The organism is Sulfolobus islandicus Y.N.15.51, assembly GCF_000022485.1.
Lineage (GTDB): Archaea > Thermoproteota > Thermoprotei_A > Sulfolobales > Sulfolobaceae > Saccharolobus > Saccharolobus islandicus.
On the sequence record NC_012623.1, the window covers coordinates 2074149 to 2096444 of the forward strand.

Consider the following 22296-nt stretch of genomic DNA (forward strand, 5'->3'; position numbering starts at 1 on the left):
ACCTGTTAACAGATAATAAATTAAATATGAGAAAAATTTTCCCATACTTATACCTTCCTCAAGCACGTCATGAAACTTATTAATCCAATACCTAGTATAATTACCCTTAGAAACCAAATAATAGAACTCATCCTCAATTCTAGAGTATAACACGAGTGATAATAAATATTAACCCAACGCTTCAAATCCTTCCAAACCAACTCAATTGGGTTTAAATCCGGAGAATAGGGAGGCAAGAATAGCAAAGTAATGTTAAGCCTAGAAGCAGTAGCGAGAACATAAGAAGACTTGTGAAACTTAGCATTATCAAGAATCAACACGACATTACCAGAATTCCTAACCCTAAGCAAGTAAAGAAAATTAGCGAAAACCCTAGAATCAACATTGTGAGCATAAAACAAGGCTTACCATCAAACAAGGGAATACAAGCTAGAATATTAACACTTGGATAATCAACCCTAACAACATACAAACCCTAGAGGGATCATGACGAATACCAGACTCATCCATGAAAAACACTTTTACACCCTTCTTAATAACGCCCTTCAACCTCTCCCTAAGTCAGCATCTATTGGTCTCTTCTTGTCGATCTTGTAGGGTTTTATGTAGGGAATTTTCAGTCTTTTTCTCGCTATTCTCCAAGCTGTAGCTTATTTTTACGTTGAACTTCTCCTCTATGTTTTTGCTTCCCATATTTTTCCTTGTATTTCTTCTACCTTTATTTCCCTCTCGTTTACCTTCTTTTTTCTTCCTTTTCTTTCCTTGTGGAATAGGCATTTTTCTCCCTCTCTCTGGAATTCGTTAATCCATCTATATACTGTGCTCTTGTGAACTTGTAGTATTTTTGCTATTTCGCTAATTTTCATTCCTTCCAAGTATTGCCCTAGCTTTTGTCTCGTTTAGGTTCTTGGGCTTCTTGCTAATTAGCTTCCTTTTTAAGGTCCTTAGCACACTCATTTAGTTTTAATAGTGCATTTTGTCTAATATATCTTGGGGGCTGTTGGGTTCAAAGCGAATTAAGGTCCTCAACACGCTCAGCCCAACAGCTCCCCATTACTAACACTAGATTTACTAATTTTAGCCCCCCGTTGCAGCTATTATGAAAAAGACTATATACTGTCATAATATTTAATGAAAATTAAAGTATACAATAGGCTAGACTTATTAGGAAAAGGGAAGATCTCTGGCATATGACTAGTTCTAAATAACTAAGTTTCTAACTATTAACTCATATCAAAATGGTTTATTATATTCCCTACTAATAGATATCAAATCGGTTATAGCATATTTAAAATAATTCTTTAGCATATATAAAATAGGCTAAAAGTTATATCATAATAACAGTCTTATCCCTAGCTTTAGTAAAGAAATTATATATTATATTTAGCGGAATCGACATATATGATGGAGCTATAAGAATATATTAAAACAGAATTAGTAGTCTATAATTTAATAATTAAATATTTATCATCACATGTATACCTATTTTCGTAGAACGCATAATTAATATGAAAATTGTTAAACGTTAAGGTACTACTGGTTAAGCTCTAGAATTAAGACTGTTAGCTAGGAGGACCGAACTCTTTCTCATGCATTTCTTTCATTCAGATTATTTTGGAGCTCTAATCTATCTTATCCAATGGTTTGTGGGTTACTTCAAATTTTATCAAAGCTGGCATTAAACTTTCTTTTAATATAACGTTTGATTTCAAATTTTAGGAAATTCAATGAGCTTAACATATAAGAAAATTGAAGAAGTTCCCATAAAGCACTTATCCAGAGAAAAATTAAAAACTACCTAGGAAAAAGGGATAAAAATTTTATATGCCTAGATAAATAGATAAGTTGTGGATAATGTAGTAATATATCTTGGGATAATAGTTGCAGGTTTCTTAATAGGCATACTATCCAATATTATACTAAAAAGAAATTCCCTATTAAAGTCATTCTATATAGTATCTGTGGCAGCTATTAACTTGATTATATTATCATTAATTTTAATTACATCGTTATTAATGAGAACCAATTTAAGTAATACACTTATACTTCTATCACTCTTATTTCTCTCAATATTCTTTTCATTTTATATAAACGCCTATAGGAATATACTAAGTGATATAAATGTTTCAGCATTTGGACTAATTACGATAGTTATTCTATTATTAGCTATATCTCCCTTTTATATTTCGACAGATAGAAATACATCATATTTACCATCTTATGTAACTAATCCAAAAATCTCTACATCTCCCTTATTCCAAGATTATATAAAAATCTTAGGTAACCCTTATTACTATAATGTATATCGTCCTAATCCGATTTTATCGAGGAGTTTGGAAATATATTCGAACATGGTATATAATTTATTAGGCAACTTTATTAATCAGTCACTAAGTATCAGAAATTTTTCTAATTATATATACATATCATTACATTCTGGAAATACTAGTGGAGCTATACAATATTATTCTGAATTATTGGAAACATTTGATAATCTTACAATCATAAAAAATAATATCACATATTACGCAAGCATTTTAGGTGAGTACTCAGATAGTTTAAGTTTTGGACAATTTCTACATATATTAAATAAAAATTATACCGCAATTAAAAACATTGTTAATAATTATTATATCATAATGAGTTTTATTTATAAACTACCCAAAACCTCCCATATACCAGTAGAAATAAAGATTACCAAGTTAATAATTCCGTTTAATAAGACGGTAAATATAACTGGATTTCTTATTTCACGTTCTAACTATTCGATAAATGGTACTTTATTTGTAAAATTTCTTAATACCTATAAGGTTGTTAATTTAACTAATTGTAGATTCTCTTTCCCAATTCGCTTAACTAATTACAGTAATCCTATTTATATAACTATATTATTTACGGGAAATAATATTTTCTTACCAAATATAACAACATTCGTAGTATATACCAATGTGACGTTTACTAAACTATTTGTTAAGGCAATACCATACAATCCGTATGTAGGAGGTGATATGAATATAGTAGGATATGTTACTGGGTATAATAGAACGCTTGTAATTTCTTTGTTAAACTATACTAAAACATATATAGTTGGCGGTAACTTTAGTATTAAATTCCCTCTACCTTATAATCTAACTAATACTACATATCTCTTAAATTTTACTGTCTTACCTAAGAGTTATTTATCTCCAGCTGTTAAATATATAGTTATTACTCCTAAATTATACTATGAAAATCTTAGCGTTAATGTTATAGATAAATGGATAATTCCTTTTCCATTAAAAATAACCGGAAAGATATATTATAATAATACACCTCTAAACAATGTGAAAATTTTCGTCTTCATTGGAAACTCTAGATATGAAACTATTTCGCATAATGGATATTTTTCTATTGAAGCAAAGCCTAAGCTTAGCGTTATATATGGAAATCAAATAATATATGTGGAATCTGACCCTCAATATGCTTATTATAGAGAAGTAGCCGAAGTTCATACTACAGTGTATAACTTTATGATGTTCATTATATTACCTTTGATTTCATTATTTATAGTCATATTGCTTAGAAAAAGATCTAAAGCAAATAAGCTTAAACAATTCAAATTAAAGGAGATTCCAATACAAGGTGTAAAAAATGAAAAATAAGGTATCAATAGTTTTGTCAATATGCATATTACTTTTACTTCCGATAATTTTCCCAGACACCTATCCTTTTTCCCCTTTTAATATAGGGAGTCAGGGTATATCTTATTTCTATAATAATTTTGAGAATATTACTTCATCTAACGTTACTATCTTAATATTAATGGAGAATATCAATAACGTTAATCCTTATTTAATCTATCTACTTGAAGGAAACACAATTATTATAACTGGAAATTATAGTAATGTAAACAATTTTCTGCATAAGTTAAATGCAGACGTTATTATAGCTCCAATAGTTTTAACGAATAATTTAGATTATTATATGAATAACAAGATAATAATAGTAAATGAAAGTAATTATACATTAATATTTCCTTACGCACATCCAATTATCGGAGGAATACCATTAGTAGAAGTAGATAATAATAGCATTATAGCTTATTATCACTATGGATCAGGAAAAATTATAATTATATCTACTCCATATTTCTTTTTAAATAGCTATTATAAATTGTTTAATAATTCTGAGTATCTACATGAAATAACTGGCACAAATAAGATAAGAATCGTCATATATACTCAAGTCTCTCCATTGTCAGAATTTAAGGAATTTTTACAATCTCTTAAATCTTTACATTTATAAACAAATTCATTAATTAATTTTTGGTAAATTAGCAGAGGAAACAAAACATGTCCTTATTTAACTACGACTTACTTTGTGTTCAAACTTTTTATGTAGTTCAAATACAAAGAGAATTTTATCGCTAATAATAATATAGTCTCTTTGATATTAACTGCAACGCTACTACTCAATTAAACTATTGATAAGATTCTTACTAGACCTTCTCGATTAGACTGCGTTCCCAATTCAATGAAAACCACTATAGAAGAAATTCCACACAAGTACTTTATAGGAACTTCTTCAATTTTCTTATATGTTAAGCTCATTGAATTTCCTAAAATTTGAAATCAAACGTTATATTAAAAGAAAGTTTAATGCCAGCTTTGATAAAATTTGAAGTAACCCACAAAGCACACAAAAGAATAATAATCTTTAAATATATAAATGTAAGTAAGTCTATCTATGAAATTGATACTGCTGAGCATATTACTTGGGCTAATTATACTGTTGTTTATTCCGGTTTTTAATGGAGGCAGCCAATTTTACGTGCTTGAAGTGTCAAGTATATTTCCATTTGAGATAAACGGTGTATCTTATCCCCCTGGCAATTACTATCTAATGTATAGAGGAATAGTAAATATAACCTTTTTCAATTTATATTATCAATCAAATACATCAAGATTACATCTTATAGGAATAAACTTTAATGGCACTTTCCTTAATTCTTCATCAGAAATTATAGGCATATTAAAAATTTATAGTAAAAATAATTTCACATCTGTAATAGTTAACACTACTGAGCTATTTTATACCCATATTTCTTCTCTTTATGACAAAGAATTTTATGTTATAGTTAATGCTAGGCATGGTTCTCCAATAAGTAGCGGTTGGTATGCTTCTGGTGAGTTACTTACAATACCTTTAGGTGATACCTATCAAAATGGTTCAATAAGGTACATAATATCTCATGTATTGGTTAACGGCACACAGAAAACCTCTTTTAATGTTAATTCGCCTTTGATAGTCAATGTTACATATCTTGTAGAATATTTGGTTAACTTTTCTAAACCTACGTATGCCTATATGAATGGCAGTTTAGAAATAATGAGCTCCCAATGGTTACCTAATGATACTCAACTAGCTATTCCAAAATATATTAATCTAACTAGAGATACCAGAATATTTACTACTGGAAATCTTACTGGCGTAGTATATATCAATAAGCCGATAATTATAAATGATACTCAAATTTTTCAATATTATGTTAACGTTAAGGACCCAGTAATAGCTAAAATTAATGGAAACTATACTAATTTTACTTCAAATTGGTACAACGCAGGAACACAGATATTTATCCCCCCATATTTTCCTTTAATTAATGATTATAGAATAGCCATATATGGAAATCTTACTGGGATGTTTACTATAGAGTCTCCACTTATAATAAATGATAGAGAAAACATCCAATACTATTTGCAATTTCCATTCCCTTTACAAATAAGTCTATCTAATGGTACATTATACTATGGAACAAATATATGGATTAATAATGGTACTTATGCGATAATATATTCTCAAATACGTTATATAAATAACGTAACTAGAGCAATAGTAATACAACAAGTCTTTAATTCTCCAAATTTTGGGAAATTAAATTATATCTTACAATATTTTGTTACTTCAAATCTACCGTTACCCGTTTCCATAAATGGAACTAACACTACATTAACTAATGGCTGGTTTAACCAAAGTACAGAATTTTACGTCTATCCTGTCTATTATGTGAACTCTACCGAGAGAATAGTAATCTTATACATTAATTATAGAAATATTACTCTACTCTCGCCACTATATTTTAACGTATATTATATTAAAGAATATTTAGTTAACATAGAGGGATATTATTCACATTTAGTTATATTAGACGAGAAACTCTGGGAACCTTACGGTTCTATTGTGCAAATACCATTGCAATATGAATATGAAGGTATCTATTTTGAATCCAATTCAACTACTAATCAATATTATATATTTGGTCCTTCAAACATTACGATTTATTATAAGCCGATAGATATTACAACTTCAGTCTATACTCCAGTAATTGCAGGATTACCTATAGAAGCATTCGTAATAACTATAATTATAATAATCGTCTTAGCGTTAGTTTTACTTATATTTAACAGAAGTAGAGTTAATAAATAAATGATTTTAACAAATAATGTGCCTCATAATCAATGAATCAAATATTGATGTTGTTTATAGAGTTAAAAACGGCTTACTCATTTTACTTTTTAGTATTTTTTGAGAAAAACTCTTTAGGTCTTACTACTTCCTTAATTTCATCAGTCCTTCTCGACATCAAACTTCACTCGTTAAAATTCTGTTATTCCTAACGCTTTTAATCCTCTCCAAAACTTCATCAGGTAAAGTTCTTTCAATTGTTAGAGTCTTAGTAGTGATGTATAATAATTAGATTAAATACATTTATATAGTATAGTAGCAATTTTATACTATGGTACTCTTAAGTATTACAATAACAGCTAAAAATGAAGCTCCAGTAATAGATAAGGTATTAAATAACTTGATTAAACAGCTAAATGATATAAACTATGAAATGATTTTAATAGATAATTGGAGTAGCGATAATACTTTTCAGATATTAAAGAAGTATGAAAATAATCACATTAAAGTTTTTCGATACAAAGGAAGTAAAGGCTCTGCAAGAAATTTTGCTCTTAAGAAAGCCGATGGAAAATACGTAATGGCATTAGATGCCGATCAAGTTTATCTCAATTTGGATAAATTTCTTAGAGATTATTTTTCAAGATATTCTTCATATGCAGTAAAAATTGGTAGAAGTTCATTTCCAATAATATCTCCCAAAGAATTACTAATGAATGTAGGAGGATGGAGAGATCTGCAGTTCGCAGAAGATTGGGACTTATGGTTTAGACTAGCGGAGGCATGTAAATATATTTATCTTATTGATTATGATTGGGTATTTGGAGAACATATTAGAAGTCATAAAAATAATTATAGCATACTATCAAAAATACTAAAATACATGCTAAAATATAGAGATTTATATATAGTTGGGTTACCAATCCGTCCACAAAATATTTATAATAAGTTTTTTTATCAGTTAGGGATGGTGCTATCATTCTTCAAGAACGAAAAGAAAATAGTATACAATTGCACTAAATACTTAGAAATACCCACTGATAAAATTGAAAGCGAAATGGATTGGGATTTGCAGTTTCACTATAATTTAATTAGATATCAACTTTTAACATGTAAAAATAAGCCTATATTTTTAGAAGTATTATCTAAATTTGAGAATTATTTTAAAAAGAAATTGTAGCCTATAATATATAAATCACATCATTGATTCTAATCTTTCCATGATTTTTAGAAAGCTAAATTTTCCCTTTTATATTTATAGAATCTAAAAGATTAACGAGAAGTTGACGTATTAATGCGTAAGATTCCATTATCATCTGCTCCAATAAAAATGCTATCATGTACTTGTTTTTCTTCTTCAATGCTAGCAAAAAGTATTATCTATCAAAATTTTTTTCTATCTGGAAATTTTTATTATATCTAAATAATTCAAAGCAAAGTTTATCTTATACTTAACATATGTATATTTAATGAAGTTTCTTATAAGTGGCGGTGCTGGATTTCTAGGCTCTCATCTTATAGAAAACTTGGCTAATGAACATGAAATAACAATAGTAGACGATTTATCAACTACAAAATATATACAACTACCAAAAAATGTGAAATTGATAAAAGACAAAATAGAGAATTTTAAAACAAATGAAAAATTTGACTACATCCTACATTTAGCGGCAAGGCCATCACCAGAAGATTACATGAACAATCCAATAGAAACATTGTTATCAAACTCCATAGGGACATGGAATGCATTAGAAATAGCTAGAAAGAGTGATGCAATATTTATGTATACTTCTTCCTCAGAAATTTACGGCAATGCAGAAGTATTACCAATACCAGAAGAATATTGGGGAAAAGTAAACCCTATTGGAGTTAGAAGTTGTTATGATGAAGGAAAAAGATTCTCGGAAGCATTAACAATGGCATATTATAGGGAATATGGATTAGACGTTAGAATACAGAGACCATTTAACGTTTATGGGCCTAGATTGAGAGAAGATGGAAACTATGGAAGAGTAATATCACGTTTTATATATCAAGCATTAAGAGGAGAAGACATTACAGTCTTTGGAGATGGTAAACAAACTAGGGCATTCTTATACGTTACAGATTGGGTTGAAGCTACGAAAAAGCTTTTATTTAGCAAGGGAATAAAGGGCATAGTGTTAAATATTGGCTCAGATAAAGAGGTTAAGATAATAGAGTTAGCTAGAATGATAATAAATCTAACTAATAGTAAATCTAATATAAAATTCCTTCCACCAAGACCAGATGATCCTTCAAGAAGGGCTGCAGATATAACAAAAGCTAAAAAGTTGCTAAATTGGGAGCCTAAAGTATCCTTAGAAGAAGGGTTAAGGAAAACAATAGATTGGTTTAGGGGTGTAATTGAATGATAATAGGTATAGTAGGCTTAGGCTATGTAGGATTAGTAACTGGTGCAGTTTTAGCTGATCAAGGACATTACGTAATAGGTGTCGATATAGACGAGAAAAAGGTAAATGGATTAAATTGTAATAGAATACCAATTTATGAACCCGGTTTAGATGAGTTAATAATGAAAAATAAGAAAAAAATACAATTTACTACAAACTATTCTGATCTATCTGATGCTAATATAGTTTTTATAGCAGTTTCTACACCAACAATAAATGGAAAAATTTTTCTACATTATATTTACTCAGCAGGAGAAAATTTACAAAAAATCTTGAATAAAGAATCCGTAATAGTAATAAAAAGTACAGTGGTTCCAGGAACTTCAAGAAAGGTTAAGGAAATAACTAAGAGAGAAGTAATAGTGAATCCAGAATTTTTAAGGGAAGGGAGTGCTATTACTGATACTAAACATCCTGAAAGGATAGTTATAGGTGGAGATGATGAAAAAGCGATTAAGTTAATAGAAGATTTATGGTCATTTACTAATTCGCCGATAATAAAAACTTCAATGGAAGAGGCTGAGTTAATAAAATACGCAGCAAATTCTTTTCTCGCTGTAAAGATTTCATTTATAAATGAGATTGCTAACCTATGTGAAAAAATCCCAAATTGTGATATAAATAATATAGCAAAGGCAATCGGCATGGATAAGCGCATATCACCATATTTTTTAAACGCAGGACTAGGTTTCGGCGGATCATGTTTCCCTAAGGATACATTAGCTATTACCTCTTTTGCTAAAGATTTAGGAGAGAGACTACATATCGTAGAAGCTGCAATCGAGGTTAATAATGAAAGGCCCTTTAGAGCAGTCAAAATGATGGAAGATTTAATTGGAAAATTAGAGAACAAGAGTATTTGTATATTAGGAATAGCATTCAAGCCAAATACTGATGATACTAGAGAAAGTGTAGGTCTAAAAATAGCTAAATTGATTAGAGAAAAAGGAGGTAAGGTTATAGTATACGATCCAAAAGCTAAAGCTGATTTAGAGATGGTCTCACTTGATGAGTGTATAAATAAAGCTGATGGGATAATAATTGCTACTGAATGGGATGAATTCAGAGGATTAGAGGATAGATTAAAAGGAAAATATGTAGTAGATGGAAGGAGAATCCTAAACTATAAAAAGTTAGAGAAAGGTAAATTTAAGGCAATAGGTGTTAGTTAATGCATGCAGTAATAACTGCAGCTGGATTAGGCACTCGAATGTTACCCGCTTCTAAAGAAATTCCTAAGGAGATGTTTCCAATTCCCTTTAACAATGGATTTAAGCCAATTATACAAATAATCTTTGAGCAACTTTATAATAAGGGTATAAGGGATTTCGTTATAGTTGTTGGTAGGGGTAAGAGGGTAATTGAAGATCATTTTACACCAGATTACGATTTTGTCTCTTACCTTGAAAAAGTAGGTAAAGAAAAGCAGGCAAGGGAGTTATTAACATTTTACTCTAAAATAGAGAAAAGCAATATAGCATTTGTAAATCAGCCTGAACCAAAAGGATTTGGAGATGCGGTACTGAGAGTAGAACCTTTTATTAATGATAAATTCATTGTAGTAGCAGCAGACACTCTATTAAGAGAGATTCCAGATTTAATACCTAACTCTTTTCTAGTTACTGAAGTAGAAGATCCTAGACCATATGGTGTAGTAATATTAGAGGGAGATAGAGTTATAGATGTCGAGGAAAAACCTAAGAATCCTAAATCCCGTTTTATAATAGTTCCTTACTATATGTTTACATATGATATATTTCACGCCTTAAGAGAAGTTAAGTGTAACGGAGAATTACAACTTACTGAAGGGATAAAAATATTGCTGAAAAAAGGTGTGGAATTTATTGCAAAAAGAGTAAATGATGTTTATGATCTGGGTAGTATAGAGAATTATATTGCATCTATAAAGAAAATTATTGGATAACAAGTAATTTAGTTTATATTATCCTAAATTATAATAAAAACTTTATATCTAACTTCATTTAAATTCTATTTAATGGTATAAAATAATATTTTAAGATTCAGTCTGCATTAGCTCTTCCAATTTCATTCTAACTTCATTAAGCTTGCTATACATCTCCATGTATTTATCCAACAATTCTAGTACTCTTTTCCCCTTATCTGTCAAAACACATTTTCCCTCATTAAATTCCATTAAATTCATTTCTTTCATATTATAAATATATTTCATAAAAACTGAATAGTTCAACTTAGCAAGATACATTAATCTAGTCTTCTTACTTCCTTCACTACAACCTCTTAAAATGCTGTAAATTATTTCAGTCTTAGTCCTTCTTCTATTCTCAATCATTATCTGTACTATCAATATTCATTGTTAAAAAATTTTCTCGAAATTTAGAAGATTATCTTAAATTTTTTGAGTGATTAAATTTTTTATTTATCTAATAAACTTCATAAAGATTTAATAGAAGGGAAATTTTCCATTTAATAGTTTTTATTGAATTGGGAACGCAGTCTAATCGAGAAGGTCTAGTAAGAATCTTATCAATAGTTTAATTGAGTAGTAGCGTTGCAGTTAATATGAAAGAGACTATATGGGGAAAAGCTAGATTTCATGTTTTTCTTTTTTTACATAAAATTTAAAAAATCTACATTAATAATCTTTACATATCTTTAATTATTTTCTCAAGAATATCTCCAGCGACAAATGAGGTATGATTTTTTAATATTATATCTTTATTTTCAGTAAAATTTAAGTCTATTTTACCGCTCAAGATTTCTACTATTCCATTTATAAATTCGTCTTCTGTCTCAGCATTAATATATTTTATATTATCTATACCTTCTACGGCCTTTTTTGTGGCTATTATTGGCTTTCCAGCTGCCATATATTCCAAAACTTTAAGCTTTACTCCTCCCCCTCGTTTTAGAGGGGCTATACAAATATCAGCTGATAATATAAATGGAATAGTGGATTCTACATATTCTGTAGTGTAAACTGGTGGGCTAACCTTAGGTGGTGATGGCCCAACTAAATAAAAATTTACATATTTCCCCATATTCTTCAGTTTTTCAGAAATCCTAACTATAAACTCAGCTGCCTCTCTATTAGGTGGATATCCCATGCCTCCTACAAATACTACTGCAGGCCTTTTTAGTTCTATAGGTTTATATAAATTGAAAGCTTCTATATCAATAATATTAGGCAATATTTTTACTTTACTACTTTTCAATAGTTTTTGTTCTATCTTCGAGGGAACCAGTATAATATCACAGAAAACTGATAATTTTTCAAAGAAAGTTATTATGCTTTTTCCTAATAAACTTAAACCGACATCTTGCTTAGATTCAATAGAATGCAAATGTAAAATGCATTTTTTATGAAAGATTTTACTAGATATTAATGATGGTATGATAGGCCAAGCAGTTTCAGAAATTACTATATCGTGTTTAGATATTTTGGAAATAAAAGCTGGAGAGTTTTGTCTTAACCATAGAAGCCTTCTTCCTTTCTGATCTACATTTCTTTTTGAATATGCCACTATTTCTGCGTCATAACCACGTCTATGTAATTCTCTTAACAATAAATATACTTGTTCATGAATACCACCTCTTTGAGGATAAATGCTCTCCATCATTACAAAGCCGATTTTCATTTTCATGAATTATATATGACTTAAGGTATAAATAACTTATGTTTCATTTTTTATCAAGAACAAGAATATATATTATATTAAATCGATTTGATATGATAACTCTGTTATAAGTTCTTAATGAACTAATTCTTTTTTATAATATGACGTATAACTAGATAGAAATTATTAACTATCGTTAAAGCACTATTAGTATTTAGCGTCTGGGTTTAATAGTGCAACTTCTAACGAATGTATTGTCTGAAAAGTTAATATTTTCGTAAAATTCTAGCTTTTTTCTGTTGCAGAATCCTACCAGCAGAAAGCTAGAAGCCTATCAGATTTACTAACATTAAGTTAAAAAGAGCTAATGTGAGATCGCTTATAATATGTTATTTACGGGAAACAGTTACTAAGAAACTAATAATACTGCGTAAAAACTCATATTAACACCTCTGACTATCATGATTTAGTCTAACCTCTAATATAAACTATGATATATCTAAAAGCTCTTATATTGATTTAAGATAGTTATATCTAATGTTAAGGTGTGAACATATTTATTACAACCTTTTAAAAGTTTTTAACATTTCTGTCAATTAGATATGTATTACTATAATTTAGCATATATTAGTATGATTAAATATTATATATAAATTTTCATTCTAGTATATCCTTTATAATCATCACTAATCTTCTACATTATCTATAAATTTTCCATTACTTAGTATAGATTTCAGCTCTATACTAGAGTGTGTAGATAGTGCTCTCATTTAGGTATAAATTCTGTCTTTAACGTAAAAGGTACTCCGAGAATCTTAGCTAGACTATACTCCATTTAGAGGACTCCTCATTTAACAATTTGTAACTGAATGATAACACTTTCTTACATAAAACATTTTAGTCAGATCCGACTGGGGTGTAGGCCGTTGAGAATACTGAGCGTAAAGCCCATCGAGGAACTTCACACTCAATTTTAAGGCGATACCTAACATAAGATCCTATAACTACTATTAGATGAATGTTTATCTTAAAAATAAATATATATCTGAAAGCTAGTTGCATCTTAATTTTATTTAATATTTCTCTATATAGAAGTAATAAAGTAAATACTATAATGTTATTGAAATCTATATAAGCCTTAAGTGACTTTTGAAAAATTTAACTATATAATTTGACGTTTTTGATACATAAAATCTATTTCTTTTTACACAAAATGCTTAAATGTTAAGGCTTATATTTATATCTGATGTCGAAAGAAGGATCTAGTAATGAGAATATAGAGACAAATATATCTAAAGATTTAGTTACCGTTGTTTTATGTACTTTAAATGAGGAGGAAGGAATAGGGAAAGTTTTAGATGATCTGAAAGCTAATGGGTATAAAAATATTTTAGTGATAGACGGATACTCAACTGATACTACTGTAAAAATAGCTAGAGAAAGGGGAGCTAGAGTAATTTATCAACATTGGTCTGGAAAAGCAGGTGCAGTAAAAACGGCTCTTGATTACGTCGACACACCATATGTAGCATTTTTAGATGCAGATGCAACTTATCCTCCTAAAGAGTTAGATAAGCTGATTCTACACGTTCCAAAATACGTTGAAGTAATAGGTAAGAGATCTAAAGAAAATATTCCATTATTACATAGATTTGGAAATGCGCTAATTAATAAGTTATTTGCCTTGATATTCTCAGTTGATGTAGGGGATGTTCTTTCTGGTATGTATGTTCTTCATACTAATTTAGCTAAAACACTTAATCTGAATTCTAAAGGGTTTGAAATAGAAATCGAAATAGTGTCTCAGATGATACAGAGAGGGAAAGTAACATATGTGGATATAAGATATGAGAAGAGAAGAGGGAAAAGAAAACTATCTAGCTTTAAAGACGGTATGAAAATAATATCTTATCTTATAAAGATGGCAAAAGATTATAACCCAATCTTATTCTTTTCTATAATTGCAAGCATATTCTTATTTCCAGGATTAATAACTTTAGGATACACATTCATAGACTATTTACTCCACGGTATTTTCCATAGTGGATATGCACTTATGGGAACAGCACTAACATTAGTTGGAGTTCAAGGATTTTTAACTGCGGGAACAGCAACTATATTAAAACGAATAGAATATCATATTTTACATAATAATAGTAGAGTACAATAATATAATTCTACTATTAAGTTAGAGTGGAACATTAGCTCATACCCAGTTATAACATTTTGTGCTCTTGTAAAACATCAAACAAGAAAAATTTATTTCAATTATGTTTCAAGGGCGATAAGTGGTATCATCTTGATCTTGTTATCCATAAAGTTAATTAGTTATACATTTTAACATTTTAGATACTACACATGTTAATAACTACATTTTATACTATTATTATATAATAATTCGTTATAATGCTTATATGCAAAATATACATAATTAGCAAAATTTCTGAAATTTCTAGATATTCCCATATTATTTATACCTACTCCAAGACTTCTGCCCTTATAGGAGCCTTTTCTATATCTTATTACTTTTACCGGTACCTTTTCTATCATAAGTTTAAAAGAGAGATCATAATTTTCAACCCCATTTATAAAAGTTTCATCAAAAATTACGCTATTATTCTTGTTCAAAAAAGTTCTGCTAAATCCTCCAAAATCACCAAATTTTTTAATAATAAACGTATTTATGTATTCATTGAATAAATTTTCAATTATTTGTCTTATTTTATATGTTAATTTCTTATCAACTACTCTTAAATCAACGTAAGGCAAGTTAAATCTTCTTAGCAATTTATTATAGTAAATTTGAGCCCTAGCTAAAAGTAATATCAAAGATATATCAATATTCTTAGTTGACTTTCTAAATATCTCACCATATAGCAATGATAAAGAACCGAGGAAAAAACTCCTATAACCTTTTATAAATGTTGGTTTCAAAATTCTAAGTTCATTATAATGAAACTGATAATTTCTATCAGAAGGAAGAATTGCAGATACGACCTTATAATCTAGTTTTTTTAGTTCATTTCGCAAAATATAAGGTTCATCAATCTTGTATACATCATCATTCGAAAAGATAACCCATTCTGGATTATATTTCATTGCTTCCTTAACACATATATTAATGCTATGAGCATAATTAAAATATCTTCCAGAACTCTCACAGAAAATTATTTGAAATCCTTTATATATGTTCAAATCCATTTTAGCATAATCACTATTAACATTTGCGGTAGGAATTACAATTACTATATCAGTATCACCTTCCACTTCATAAATATTAACATCAGCCTTAGGTCTTCTTTTCATCCAGTCTATTAACTCTTCTGCTGAATCAAACATTTCATAAAAACGTAATACGTTCCTAGGATCATTTGAGTAATATAACTCGTCGAGTTCTAAATGAATAGTACACATTTGCGATTACATATCTTTTAACAAGATAATAAGTATTATCCTAGATTTTGTTTGTTGATTTTTTCAATTTATTTCATAAGTATAATACAACATAAGGAGAATTTTCAGTAATTAATATTTATTTCAACGTTATTCGCAAGCTCACACCCTAATACCCGGAGCTCTACCGACTAAAGAATTAGCCAAGTGAACCATCCATGCGTAAGCCCAGAACTTGGCCTCAACCACTTGCCCTAAAAAACTTGTAGCCCTAACTTGTATGTGGTTCATTTTTCTTGTATCTTTCGAAATACACTAGTTTTAAATACAACAGTTATTAAGTTTTTACCTTGATTTTTAAGGCAATACTTAACGAAAAAATCCCATAATAATTGCTACTTTCATATTAAAATGGTTATTCGACTAATATATAACCATTATAATTGAGGCTAAAATAGTAGATATATTTTTAAGCTTAATCAAGTAAGGGATAGATAATGGTAAAACTTAAAAGAAGGGATTTTATAGGCTTAACTATAGCAGGAGGCACAATTGCTGGATTAGTAAACTTCTTAGAAAACAAACCTAAAAGTAATCTAGTGCAAATAACTAATAAGAAAGCTTTTTTATATGAGTATTTTGCCATAGTCTACGGCAATCCTGAGATAGGTTACAAAGCAATTGACAATAACGGAAAAATATTATTTAATGGAAAATGTAGTGATGGAACAGGAACTTGCGGTATATATGAAGCATTAGAGTATGTAGAATCGAATTATGGATATGGAAAAATAACTATTTTTGGTAATTTCTATCCAGTCAACTCACCACCTTCTATTTCAAGTGATGTAGAAATTGAAGGAAACGCAACTATCTACGTTAATCCCAATAGTCTCCCATTTGTCTTATCCTTACGACTAAGAAAGATAAGAGTATTATGGTATAAAAATATAGGCATAATAAACAATATGTTAGCTAAAAGAAACATATTTTCTCTGAACCCCTATGTACTCTTTACCAATACATATGAAAGTCTCCTATTAAGTAATGGAGAACAAACTATTGGTGAGCCTAGTTCATTTACTATCTCAGTATGGGTATATGGAGAACAAAACCCTTATGGAGGATATATCTTGTCGTATGGCTCTCTCGAAAGGGGAATAGTATGGACTCTGCAAAGCACTCAAAACTCTATAATTTTTAGCGGAAGTTCAGGGAAAGTTTCCAGCATTGCTCCTCAATCTACGCCTTTTCACATAGGTATAACATGGAATAACGGATATACAGAGTTATATATTAATGGAAAAATGGTTAACTCAGCTGAAATTCAAATAGAATATAAAAGTCCTGCTTACATATGGATTAATAATTTTCCAATTCAGTCACAACAAAGTGGACTTAATTTACCTTCCTGGTTTTCATATGTAGAGAATATACAATTATATAATTCAGTATTATCAGAGTCACAAATATCACAATTAGCTTCATCGCCAATCCAAGATCCAGTAGATCAATCAATTATTTTATGGGCCCTTTATAGATATGTAATGTATTTAGGTGATCTTATAACCGGTAAAGGTTTTCAGAGAATAGGTGCCCTATTTTATAATGGTCCTATGTAGCAATTTGTTAAAAATCCAATTTTTATATCTTCTGATAAGACTGCTTTGAATTTTCTTAAGATATTCTACAAAGTATAAAATACCTAATTAACGTACAAAATATTTTTTAGGTAAATTTAAACTATACTTTCTAGATAAAAAGTAAAAATTTTCGAGCAATAATTAGCAATATATGGAAATTTGAAGAACTAATACTATCCTTTATTTCAATATGTATTTTTTAATGTTAGTTATAGAGATAATATATAAATTAGTATGCTAGATTATACTTTGTTGAATATCTCAATTTTCTTAGATATTAAGCTCATTAAATTTTCTTAAATTCAAAAATTAAGCGTTTATTTGAAAGTAAGTTTCACGTTAGTTTTGATAAAAATTAAAACAATCCACAAAGTAACAATTATATATATATCTATAAATTGCTTAATATCGTTAAATTTTTATAATGAAATATGATAGTTAGACCTAGTCTTCTAATGAATTCGAAGAAAAACAATATGTTAAAATTTTCAAATGTACACTAGATTTAAAAATACTAGAAACTTACGTAAAATTAGTGAGAGCGTGAATACAAAACTCATAGCTGCAATCTCAATAGCTACAGCACTAGCGACTCTATTAGTCTATCAAGCATTTGTAGTAGGTTTCGTAGTAAGCAATCAAACTACTGGATCAGTAGTTCAAATAAACGCTGAAAATGCCTTATTACAGATAGATCCAATAGAATTTACTACATTCTCTGGAAATGGAGGCCTTACTATAACATTACCTCCGATAGCACCAGGTACTGCAGATTATGCTGCAGAAATAGATCCAGGTGATTCCACTCCGACAGTGATGTATTCAGCAGCCTATTTGTTTGCAATAGCTGAAGTACAATTCAATTATCCTGGTAACAGCAATGCACAAGCAGCACTGTTCGCAAGCTTAGAAGATGTTCAAGCAAACAACTTGCCAATAACAATACTAGTATTAGCAAATCCAAGCAATAACCTAATACAAAAATTAGCAAACTTCCCTAATAACGAGATCCAAATTCAAGTAGTTAGTCCTGGTAAGGTTAATATTAATGGCCAGCAATTTTGGGTATTAGCAGCTTATGGTTTACCAAGTAATATTGCAAGCAAGATAGGAACTACATCAATTACTATAGGATCTGAGGGTGCTGGTGCAAACATTTACTTCTTAATATTGCTAGGAAGTTCTGGCACATTACCACCTCAAGGCGTAACATTTAGCGCAGCTCTAAACCTATATGGCTATCAAAGCTAGTTAGGAGGTTAGGAGTCGTTAAGTGCTTTGTGGGCTACTTCAGAATTATACAAAGATTTATAACTAATTATATCGAGTATTACCCATGGGAAAGAGTAAGTACAAGAGGGATTGGCACAAGTACGACGAGAACGTCATAACGAGATATACCCTAATGTTCCCCTTCTACGTCTTCGAACACTGGTTAACTAGCAGAGGAGAATAGGAATGCCAAGAAAACCTACAAGGCACCAAAGGAGTTCAACGAATTCCTAGCATTCCTCCACACCTACCTTATAGGGCCATAGAAGGAGTATTGAGAGCATTAGAAAGACTGAAAATCATCCCAACAAGCCTAGACTACTCAACAATATGGGAAAGAGTAAGAAACACGAACATAACATTCCCAGAGGCAAATGACGAACTTGAAGTAATAGCAGATACAACGGGAATAAGCACAAACAAGGGAGGACAATACATTATTGCCAAGTGGGGAAAAACCAAGGACTCAAAATTCCTCAAGATTGAAATAGTAATTGATAAGGACCAATTCAACGTAATAAACGCTGAAGTAACCAGCAACGAGGTTCAGACTGCAGTTAAGACGGTTAAGGATTTACAAGATAAGGGAAAGAAGGTCAAGAAGTTTTATGGAGATAAAGCTTATGATGCTAATGAGGTTTACAAGACCGGGGTTGAGGTTGTTGCCCCACCTAGGAAGAACGCTTCTACTAGGCGTGGCCATCCTGCTAGGAGAAAGGCTGTAAGGGAGTTCAAGAAGTTGGGTTATAATCTTTGGAGGGAGGAGAAGGGTTATGGTGTTAGGTGGAGGATTGAGTCCTTGTTCTCTGCTGTGAAGCGTACTTTTGGGGAATCTGTTAGGGCTACAAGGCACTACATGCTGACGCCTCTAACAAACCTATGGGGATAACGAGTCTAGCGCGTCTCCCACGTCGAAGTCCTTGACATTAACTTCCTTACCCCTAGGAATCCTAAAACTCTTCTTGACAACTCCCTTGTAAACACCGTCCTTTATAACATGATAACAAATGCTTGCAAGCTTTCCGGCAAGAGCACAAGTAGCTTGAGTAACACTCTTCCCCCTAGCAATAAGCCTCTCATAATACCCTTTAAAAGGCTCAAGACCCCTAGCAACCTTGGCAACCAAGTAGAGAGCTCTACGCAAATACTTATTACCCCTAATCATACCGGAGTGAGACTCGCTATCACCACTCTGCTTAGTTTTGGGTGCAAAGCTTGCATAAGCCCTAGCAGCCTTAGAACTGGAAAAACGGGAAACATCACCGAACTCAGCGTAAATAGTTGCAGCACTAATCAAACCAATTCCGGGGATCTTACTCAACTCAATTACTGGTTTTGGAATCTTGGAAATTATCATATCCTCAACCTCCTTAATCATTTTCTCCAAGTTTTTTAACAGTTCAACTAATTGTTTTAACGCTAGTTTTTCCGCGTCGTTTAAGTTTCTCCCTAGTTTTTCTTTTAGTTCCTCCTTCTCTTCCTTGCTTAGTCCCTCCCCCTTTACTAGCTTTTCAAGTAGTTTTCTTCCCTTCTTGTCGAATGGTTGTATTTTATATCCCGCGAATTCTAATATTTTCCTTATCTCGTTCTTTACTTGTGTTGTCTTCTCTACTAAGCTTTCCCTATATCTCGTTAGTTCTCTTAGCTCCATTATTTCTCCTGTTGGTATGTATGATCCCTTGATTACTCCGGTCATGTGTGCTACTAGTAACCTTTGTGCGTCGAGTTTGTCTGTCTTTTTCCCTAGTATTTCTGTTAGGTGTAGTGGGTTTATTACTGTTACCTTGTATCCTTTTTCCGTTAGTTTTTCGTGTAGGTAGAAGTAATATATTCCAGTTGCCTCTATTATTCCTTCCTTATATTCTCCTAGGAATTTAATTAGTTCCTCTATTCCCTCGTTGTCGTGGTTGAATTCCTTTACCTCCTTGACGTATACTGCTGATTTTTCTTGTTCTACTACTAGTTCTCCCTTTGCTGCTGTTAGTTTGCTTTGTGAAATATCAATTGCGAAGGCCTTGTTTGTAACTTTTAATTCCATGCTTGTGTATTACGCGTTTCTCGAGATATTTTTTGTTCTCATAATACCTTGTTTTCTTTGCATAGTGTTAAGTGTTTCAGCCCCTAGAGTATTTTGTTACAACCTCCTACTCGGGGGTTTTTATCCCCTCTTGTTAGATCGTTCTAGGGGCTTCACAGCTAGCCTTGTAGATGGGGTTTTATCCCCATGTTTTCTATGAGCTTATGTTGTTTTTCTCCTTACTTGTTTATTTCCTTTTCTCTTGTAATACTTGGTTTTATTCGTTCTCTTGTTTTGCGTGGATTGCCCCGTAGGAGTTTTTTAGGACAAGTGGTTGAGGCTAAGCTCAAGTTCTGGGCTTATGCATGGATGGTCCACTTGGCTAATTCTTTAGTTGGTAGAGCTCCGGGTATTAGGGTGTGAGCTTGCGAATAACGTTGAAATAAATATTAATTACTGAAAAATTCTCAGTGTATCATATCATGCTTATGAAATAAATTGAAGAGGTCAACAAAGCATGGTCAAAGAGCTTAGGAAGTTCGGAGGGAGTATTAAAGAAAGAAATGACTATATTTATACCTAATTTTAATTATTATGAAAAATTGATAAATATTACTGATAAACAATTGCAAATTCAAACGGGGGGTTATACTATAATATTAAATATTAGTTTTAATGGTATCATGAGTTATCCTTATGGTAACATACCTTTTAATGCTAATAATTCAATTCTAATATATATATATATATAGGATATCCTAACATAACTGTTAATGTAGTTAATGATCCTAAGATATCAGGTAATTTCTATAAACAAGTATATGTTAATCTTGAAAGTGGATATAATTACGCCTATTTCTATTTTGGTGGATTTCTTTTACTTCTAGGTATTGCTGCAGTTTTTATCAGATTACCCAGTATTTACGATGTTATAAGGAGGCAATCAGTAAGAGGACCTTCACCACCATCTACAAACATGTTAATAGAGATAAACAATTTGGAAGATTTCCTCAGAGTAGTTAAGCAATATGGTAAAGTTCCAATAGCTTTTGACAACGGATTTTATATAATTGATAATGACGTTGTTTATGTGTATTATAATAAAAAATCTAATTAATATTTTAAATATTAAATAATTTTTCTAATAAATAAAGATATTATAGCTTTTAATCTAATATGATTATTATAATTCTTTAAAATATTTATTTTCTATTAATATTTTCTTAATTTAATCTTAAACTTTAATATTCTTTATGAATTTGGCCTAATATGTAAAGCCAACTTTAAATGTAGTCAGTAACCTATAATATAGTAAGTCAAAACGATCTTCAGACAAAATATAATAAGATGAAGGTTGAGCACATTGTGAATTGCGTTTAAACCGTTACACTGAAGTTAGCGGAAATATCTTGACTCATAATTTATATACATTTCAGTTAGTAGGAAATTGACTTTTGCATTCGAACGTATATAAACTTACAAGTTATACTATAAAAAAG

General features: G+C 30.4%; 14 protein-coding genes and 5 pseudogenes. 13 read left to right on the plus strand and 6 right to left on the minus strand.

Annotated elements, in window-relative coordinates:
• Nucleotides 1-110: 110 nt before the first annotated feature.
• A pseudogene (locus YN1551_RS16110) lies at nucleotides 111-957 on the minus strand (IS630 family transposase); the annotation flags it as partial.
• Nucleotides 958-1847: 890 nt separating this feature from the next.
• Here YN1551_RS16110 and YN1551_RS11265 point away from each other — a divergent pair.
• From YN1551_RS11265 to YN1551_RS11300, 7 genes are all read left to right on the plus strand, one after another.
• Nucleotides 1848-3641, plus strand: coding sequence for a hypothetical protein (locus YN1551_RS11265; protein ID WP_012717864.1), 1794 nt, complete (start codon nucleotides 1848-1850; stop codon nucleotides 3639-3641).
• Nucleotides 3631-4284: a hypothetical protein gene (locus YN1551_RS11270; protein ID WP_012717865.1), complete on the plus strand. Its 654-nt coding sequence runs from the start codon at nucleotides 3631-3633 to the stop codon at nucleotides 4282-4284. The genes YN1551_RS11265 and YN1551_RS11270 overlap by 11 nt, the downstream gene beginning before the upstream one ends.
• A 441-nt stretch (nucleotides 4285-4725) precedes the next feature.
• Nucleotides 4726-6465 carry a hypothetical protein gene (locus YN1551_RS11280; protein WP_012717867.1) on the plus strand — a complete coding sequence of 580 codons (1740 nt, stop codon included), beginning with the start codon at nucleotides 4726-4728 and terminating at the stop codon, nucleotides 6463-6465.
• 310 nt (nucleotides 6466-6775) lie between these two features.
• Nucleotides 6776-7624, plus strand: a complete 849-nt coding sequence (locus YN1551_RS11285; RefSeq protein WP_012717868.1) for a glycosyltransferase family 2 protein — start codon at nucleotides 6776-6778, stop codon at nucleotides 7622-7624.
• A 289-nt stretch (nucleotides 7625-7913) separates the two neighbouring features.
• On the plus strand, nucleotides 7914-8837 hold the full coding sequence (locus YN1551_RS11290; protein ID WP_012713422.1) for an NAD-dependent epimerase/dehydratase family protein: 924 nt from the start codon (nucleotides 7914-7916) through the stop codon (nucleotides 8835-8837).
• Nucleotides 8834-10048 carry a UDP-glucose dehydrogenase family protein gene (locus YN1551_RS11295; RefSeq protein WP_012717869.1) on the plus strand — a complete coding sequence of 405 codons (1215 nt, stop codon included), beginning with the start codon at nucleotides 8834-8836 and terminating at the stop codon, nucleotides 10046-10048. Before YN1551_RS11290 ends, YN1551_RS11295 begins: the two co-directional genes overlap by 4 nt.
• Entirely contained in the window at nucleotides 10048-10800 is a 753-nt protein-coding gene (locus YN1551_RS11300) for a sugar phosphate nucleotidyltransferase (protein ID WP_012710743.1), read from the plus strand. The genes YN1551_RS11295 and YN1551_RS11300 overlap by 1 nt, the downstream gene beginning before the upstream one ends.
• A gap of 90 nt (nucleotides 10801-10890) precedes the next feature.
• Here YN1551_RS11300 and YN1551_RS11305 read toward each other — a convergent pair whose 3' ends face one another.
• Both YN1551_RS11305 and YN1551_RS11310 read right to left on the minus strand, forming a co-directional pair.
• A complete protein-coding gene (locus YN1551_RS11305) occupies nucleotides 10891-11187 on the minus strand; it encodes a winged helix-turn-helix domain-containing protein (RefSeq protein WP_012717870.1) in 297 nt (98 codons plus the stop codon).
• Between the two features lie 313 nt (nucleotides 11188-11500).
• Entirely contained in the window at nucleotides 11501-12499 is a 999-nt protein-coding gene (locus YN1551_RS11310) for a glycosyltransferase family 4 protein (RefSeq protein WP_012717871.1), read from the minus strand.
• A gap of 1219 nt (nucleotides 12500-13718) precedes the next feature.
• Between YN1551_RS11310 and YN1551_RS11315 the strand changes: the two genes are divergently transcribed.
• Nucleotides 13719-14642 carry a glycosyltransferase family 2 protein gene (locus YN1551_RS11315; RefSeq protein WP_012717872.1) on the plus strand — a complete coding sequence of 308 codons (924 nt, stop codon included), beginning with the start codon at nucleotides 13719-13721 and terminating at the stop codon, nucleotides 14640-14642.
• Nucleotides 14643-14833: 191 nt separating this feature from the next.
• Here the strand turns inward: YN1551_RS11315 and YN1551_RS11320 are convergent, their stop codons facing one another.
• The gene (locus YN1551_RS11320) at nucleotides 14834-15886 is read right to left on the minus strand and encodes a hypothetical protein (protein WP_012717873.1); all 1053 of its coding nucleotides are present in this window, start codon (nucleotides 15884-15886) and stop codon (nucleotides 14834-14836) included.
• 141 nt (nucleotides 15887-16027) lie between these two features.
• Nucleotides 16028-16141: pseudogene (locus tag YN1551_RS16705) on the minus strand (IS5/IS1182 family transposase); the annotation flags it as partial.
• Nucleotides 16142-16362: 221 nt separating this feature from the next.
• On the opposite strand from YN1551_RS16705, the gene YN1551_RS11325 reads away from it, so the two are divergent.
• The 3 genes and pseudogenes from YN1551_RS11325 (at nucleotide 16363) to YN1551_RS16115 (ending at nucleotide 19669) form a co-directional block, all read left to right on the plus strand.
• Entirely contained in the window at nucleotides 16363-17487 is a 1125-nt protein-coding gene (locus tag YN1551_RS11325) for a LamG-like jellyroll fold domain-containing protein (RefSeq protein WP_012717874.1), read from the plus strand.
• A 513-nt stretch (nucleotides 17488-18000) separates the two neighbouring features.
• Nucleotides 18001-18759: a hypothetical protein gene (locus YN1551_RS11330; protein ID WP_012717875.1), complete on the plus strand. Its 759-nt coding sequence runs from the start codon at nucleotides 18001-18003 to the stop codon at nucleotides 18757-18759.
• An 85-nt stretch (nucleotides 18760-18844) separates the two neighbouring features.
• A pseudogene (locus tag YN1551_RS16115) lies at nucleotides 18845-19669 on the plus strand (IS5 family transposase).
• Here YN1551_RS16115 and YN1551_RS11345 read toward each other — a convergent pair.
• On the minus strand, nucleotides 19658-20818 hold the full coding sequence (locus YN1551_RS11345) for an IS110 family RNA-guided transposase (RefSeq protein WP_012715521.1): 1161 nt from the start codon (nucleotides 20816-20818) through the stop codon (nucleotides 19658-19660). The pseudogene YN1551_RS16115 and the gene YN1551_RS11345 overlap by 12 nt on opposite strands.
• A gap of 294 nt (nucleotides 20819-21112) precedes the next feature.
• Here YN1551_RS11345 and YN1551_RS16710 point away from each other — a divergent pair.
• Together YN1551_RS16710 and YN1551_RS17985 are read left to right on the plus strand one after the other, a co-directional pair.
• A pseudogene (locus YN1551_RS16710) lies at nucleotides 21113-21220 on the plus strand (IS5/IS1182 family transposase); the annotation flags it as partial.
• A 95-nt stretch (nucleotides 21221-21315) separates the two neighbouring features.
• A pseudogene (locus YN1551_RS17985) lies at nucleotides 21316-21914 on the plus strand (hypothetical protein); the annotation flags it as partial.
• Nucleotides 21915-22296 lie beyond the last annotated feature (382 nt).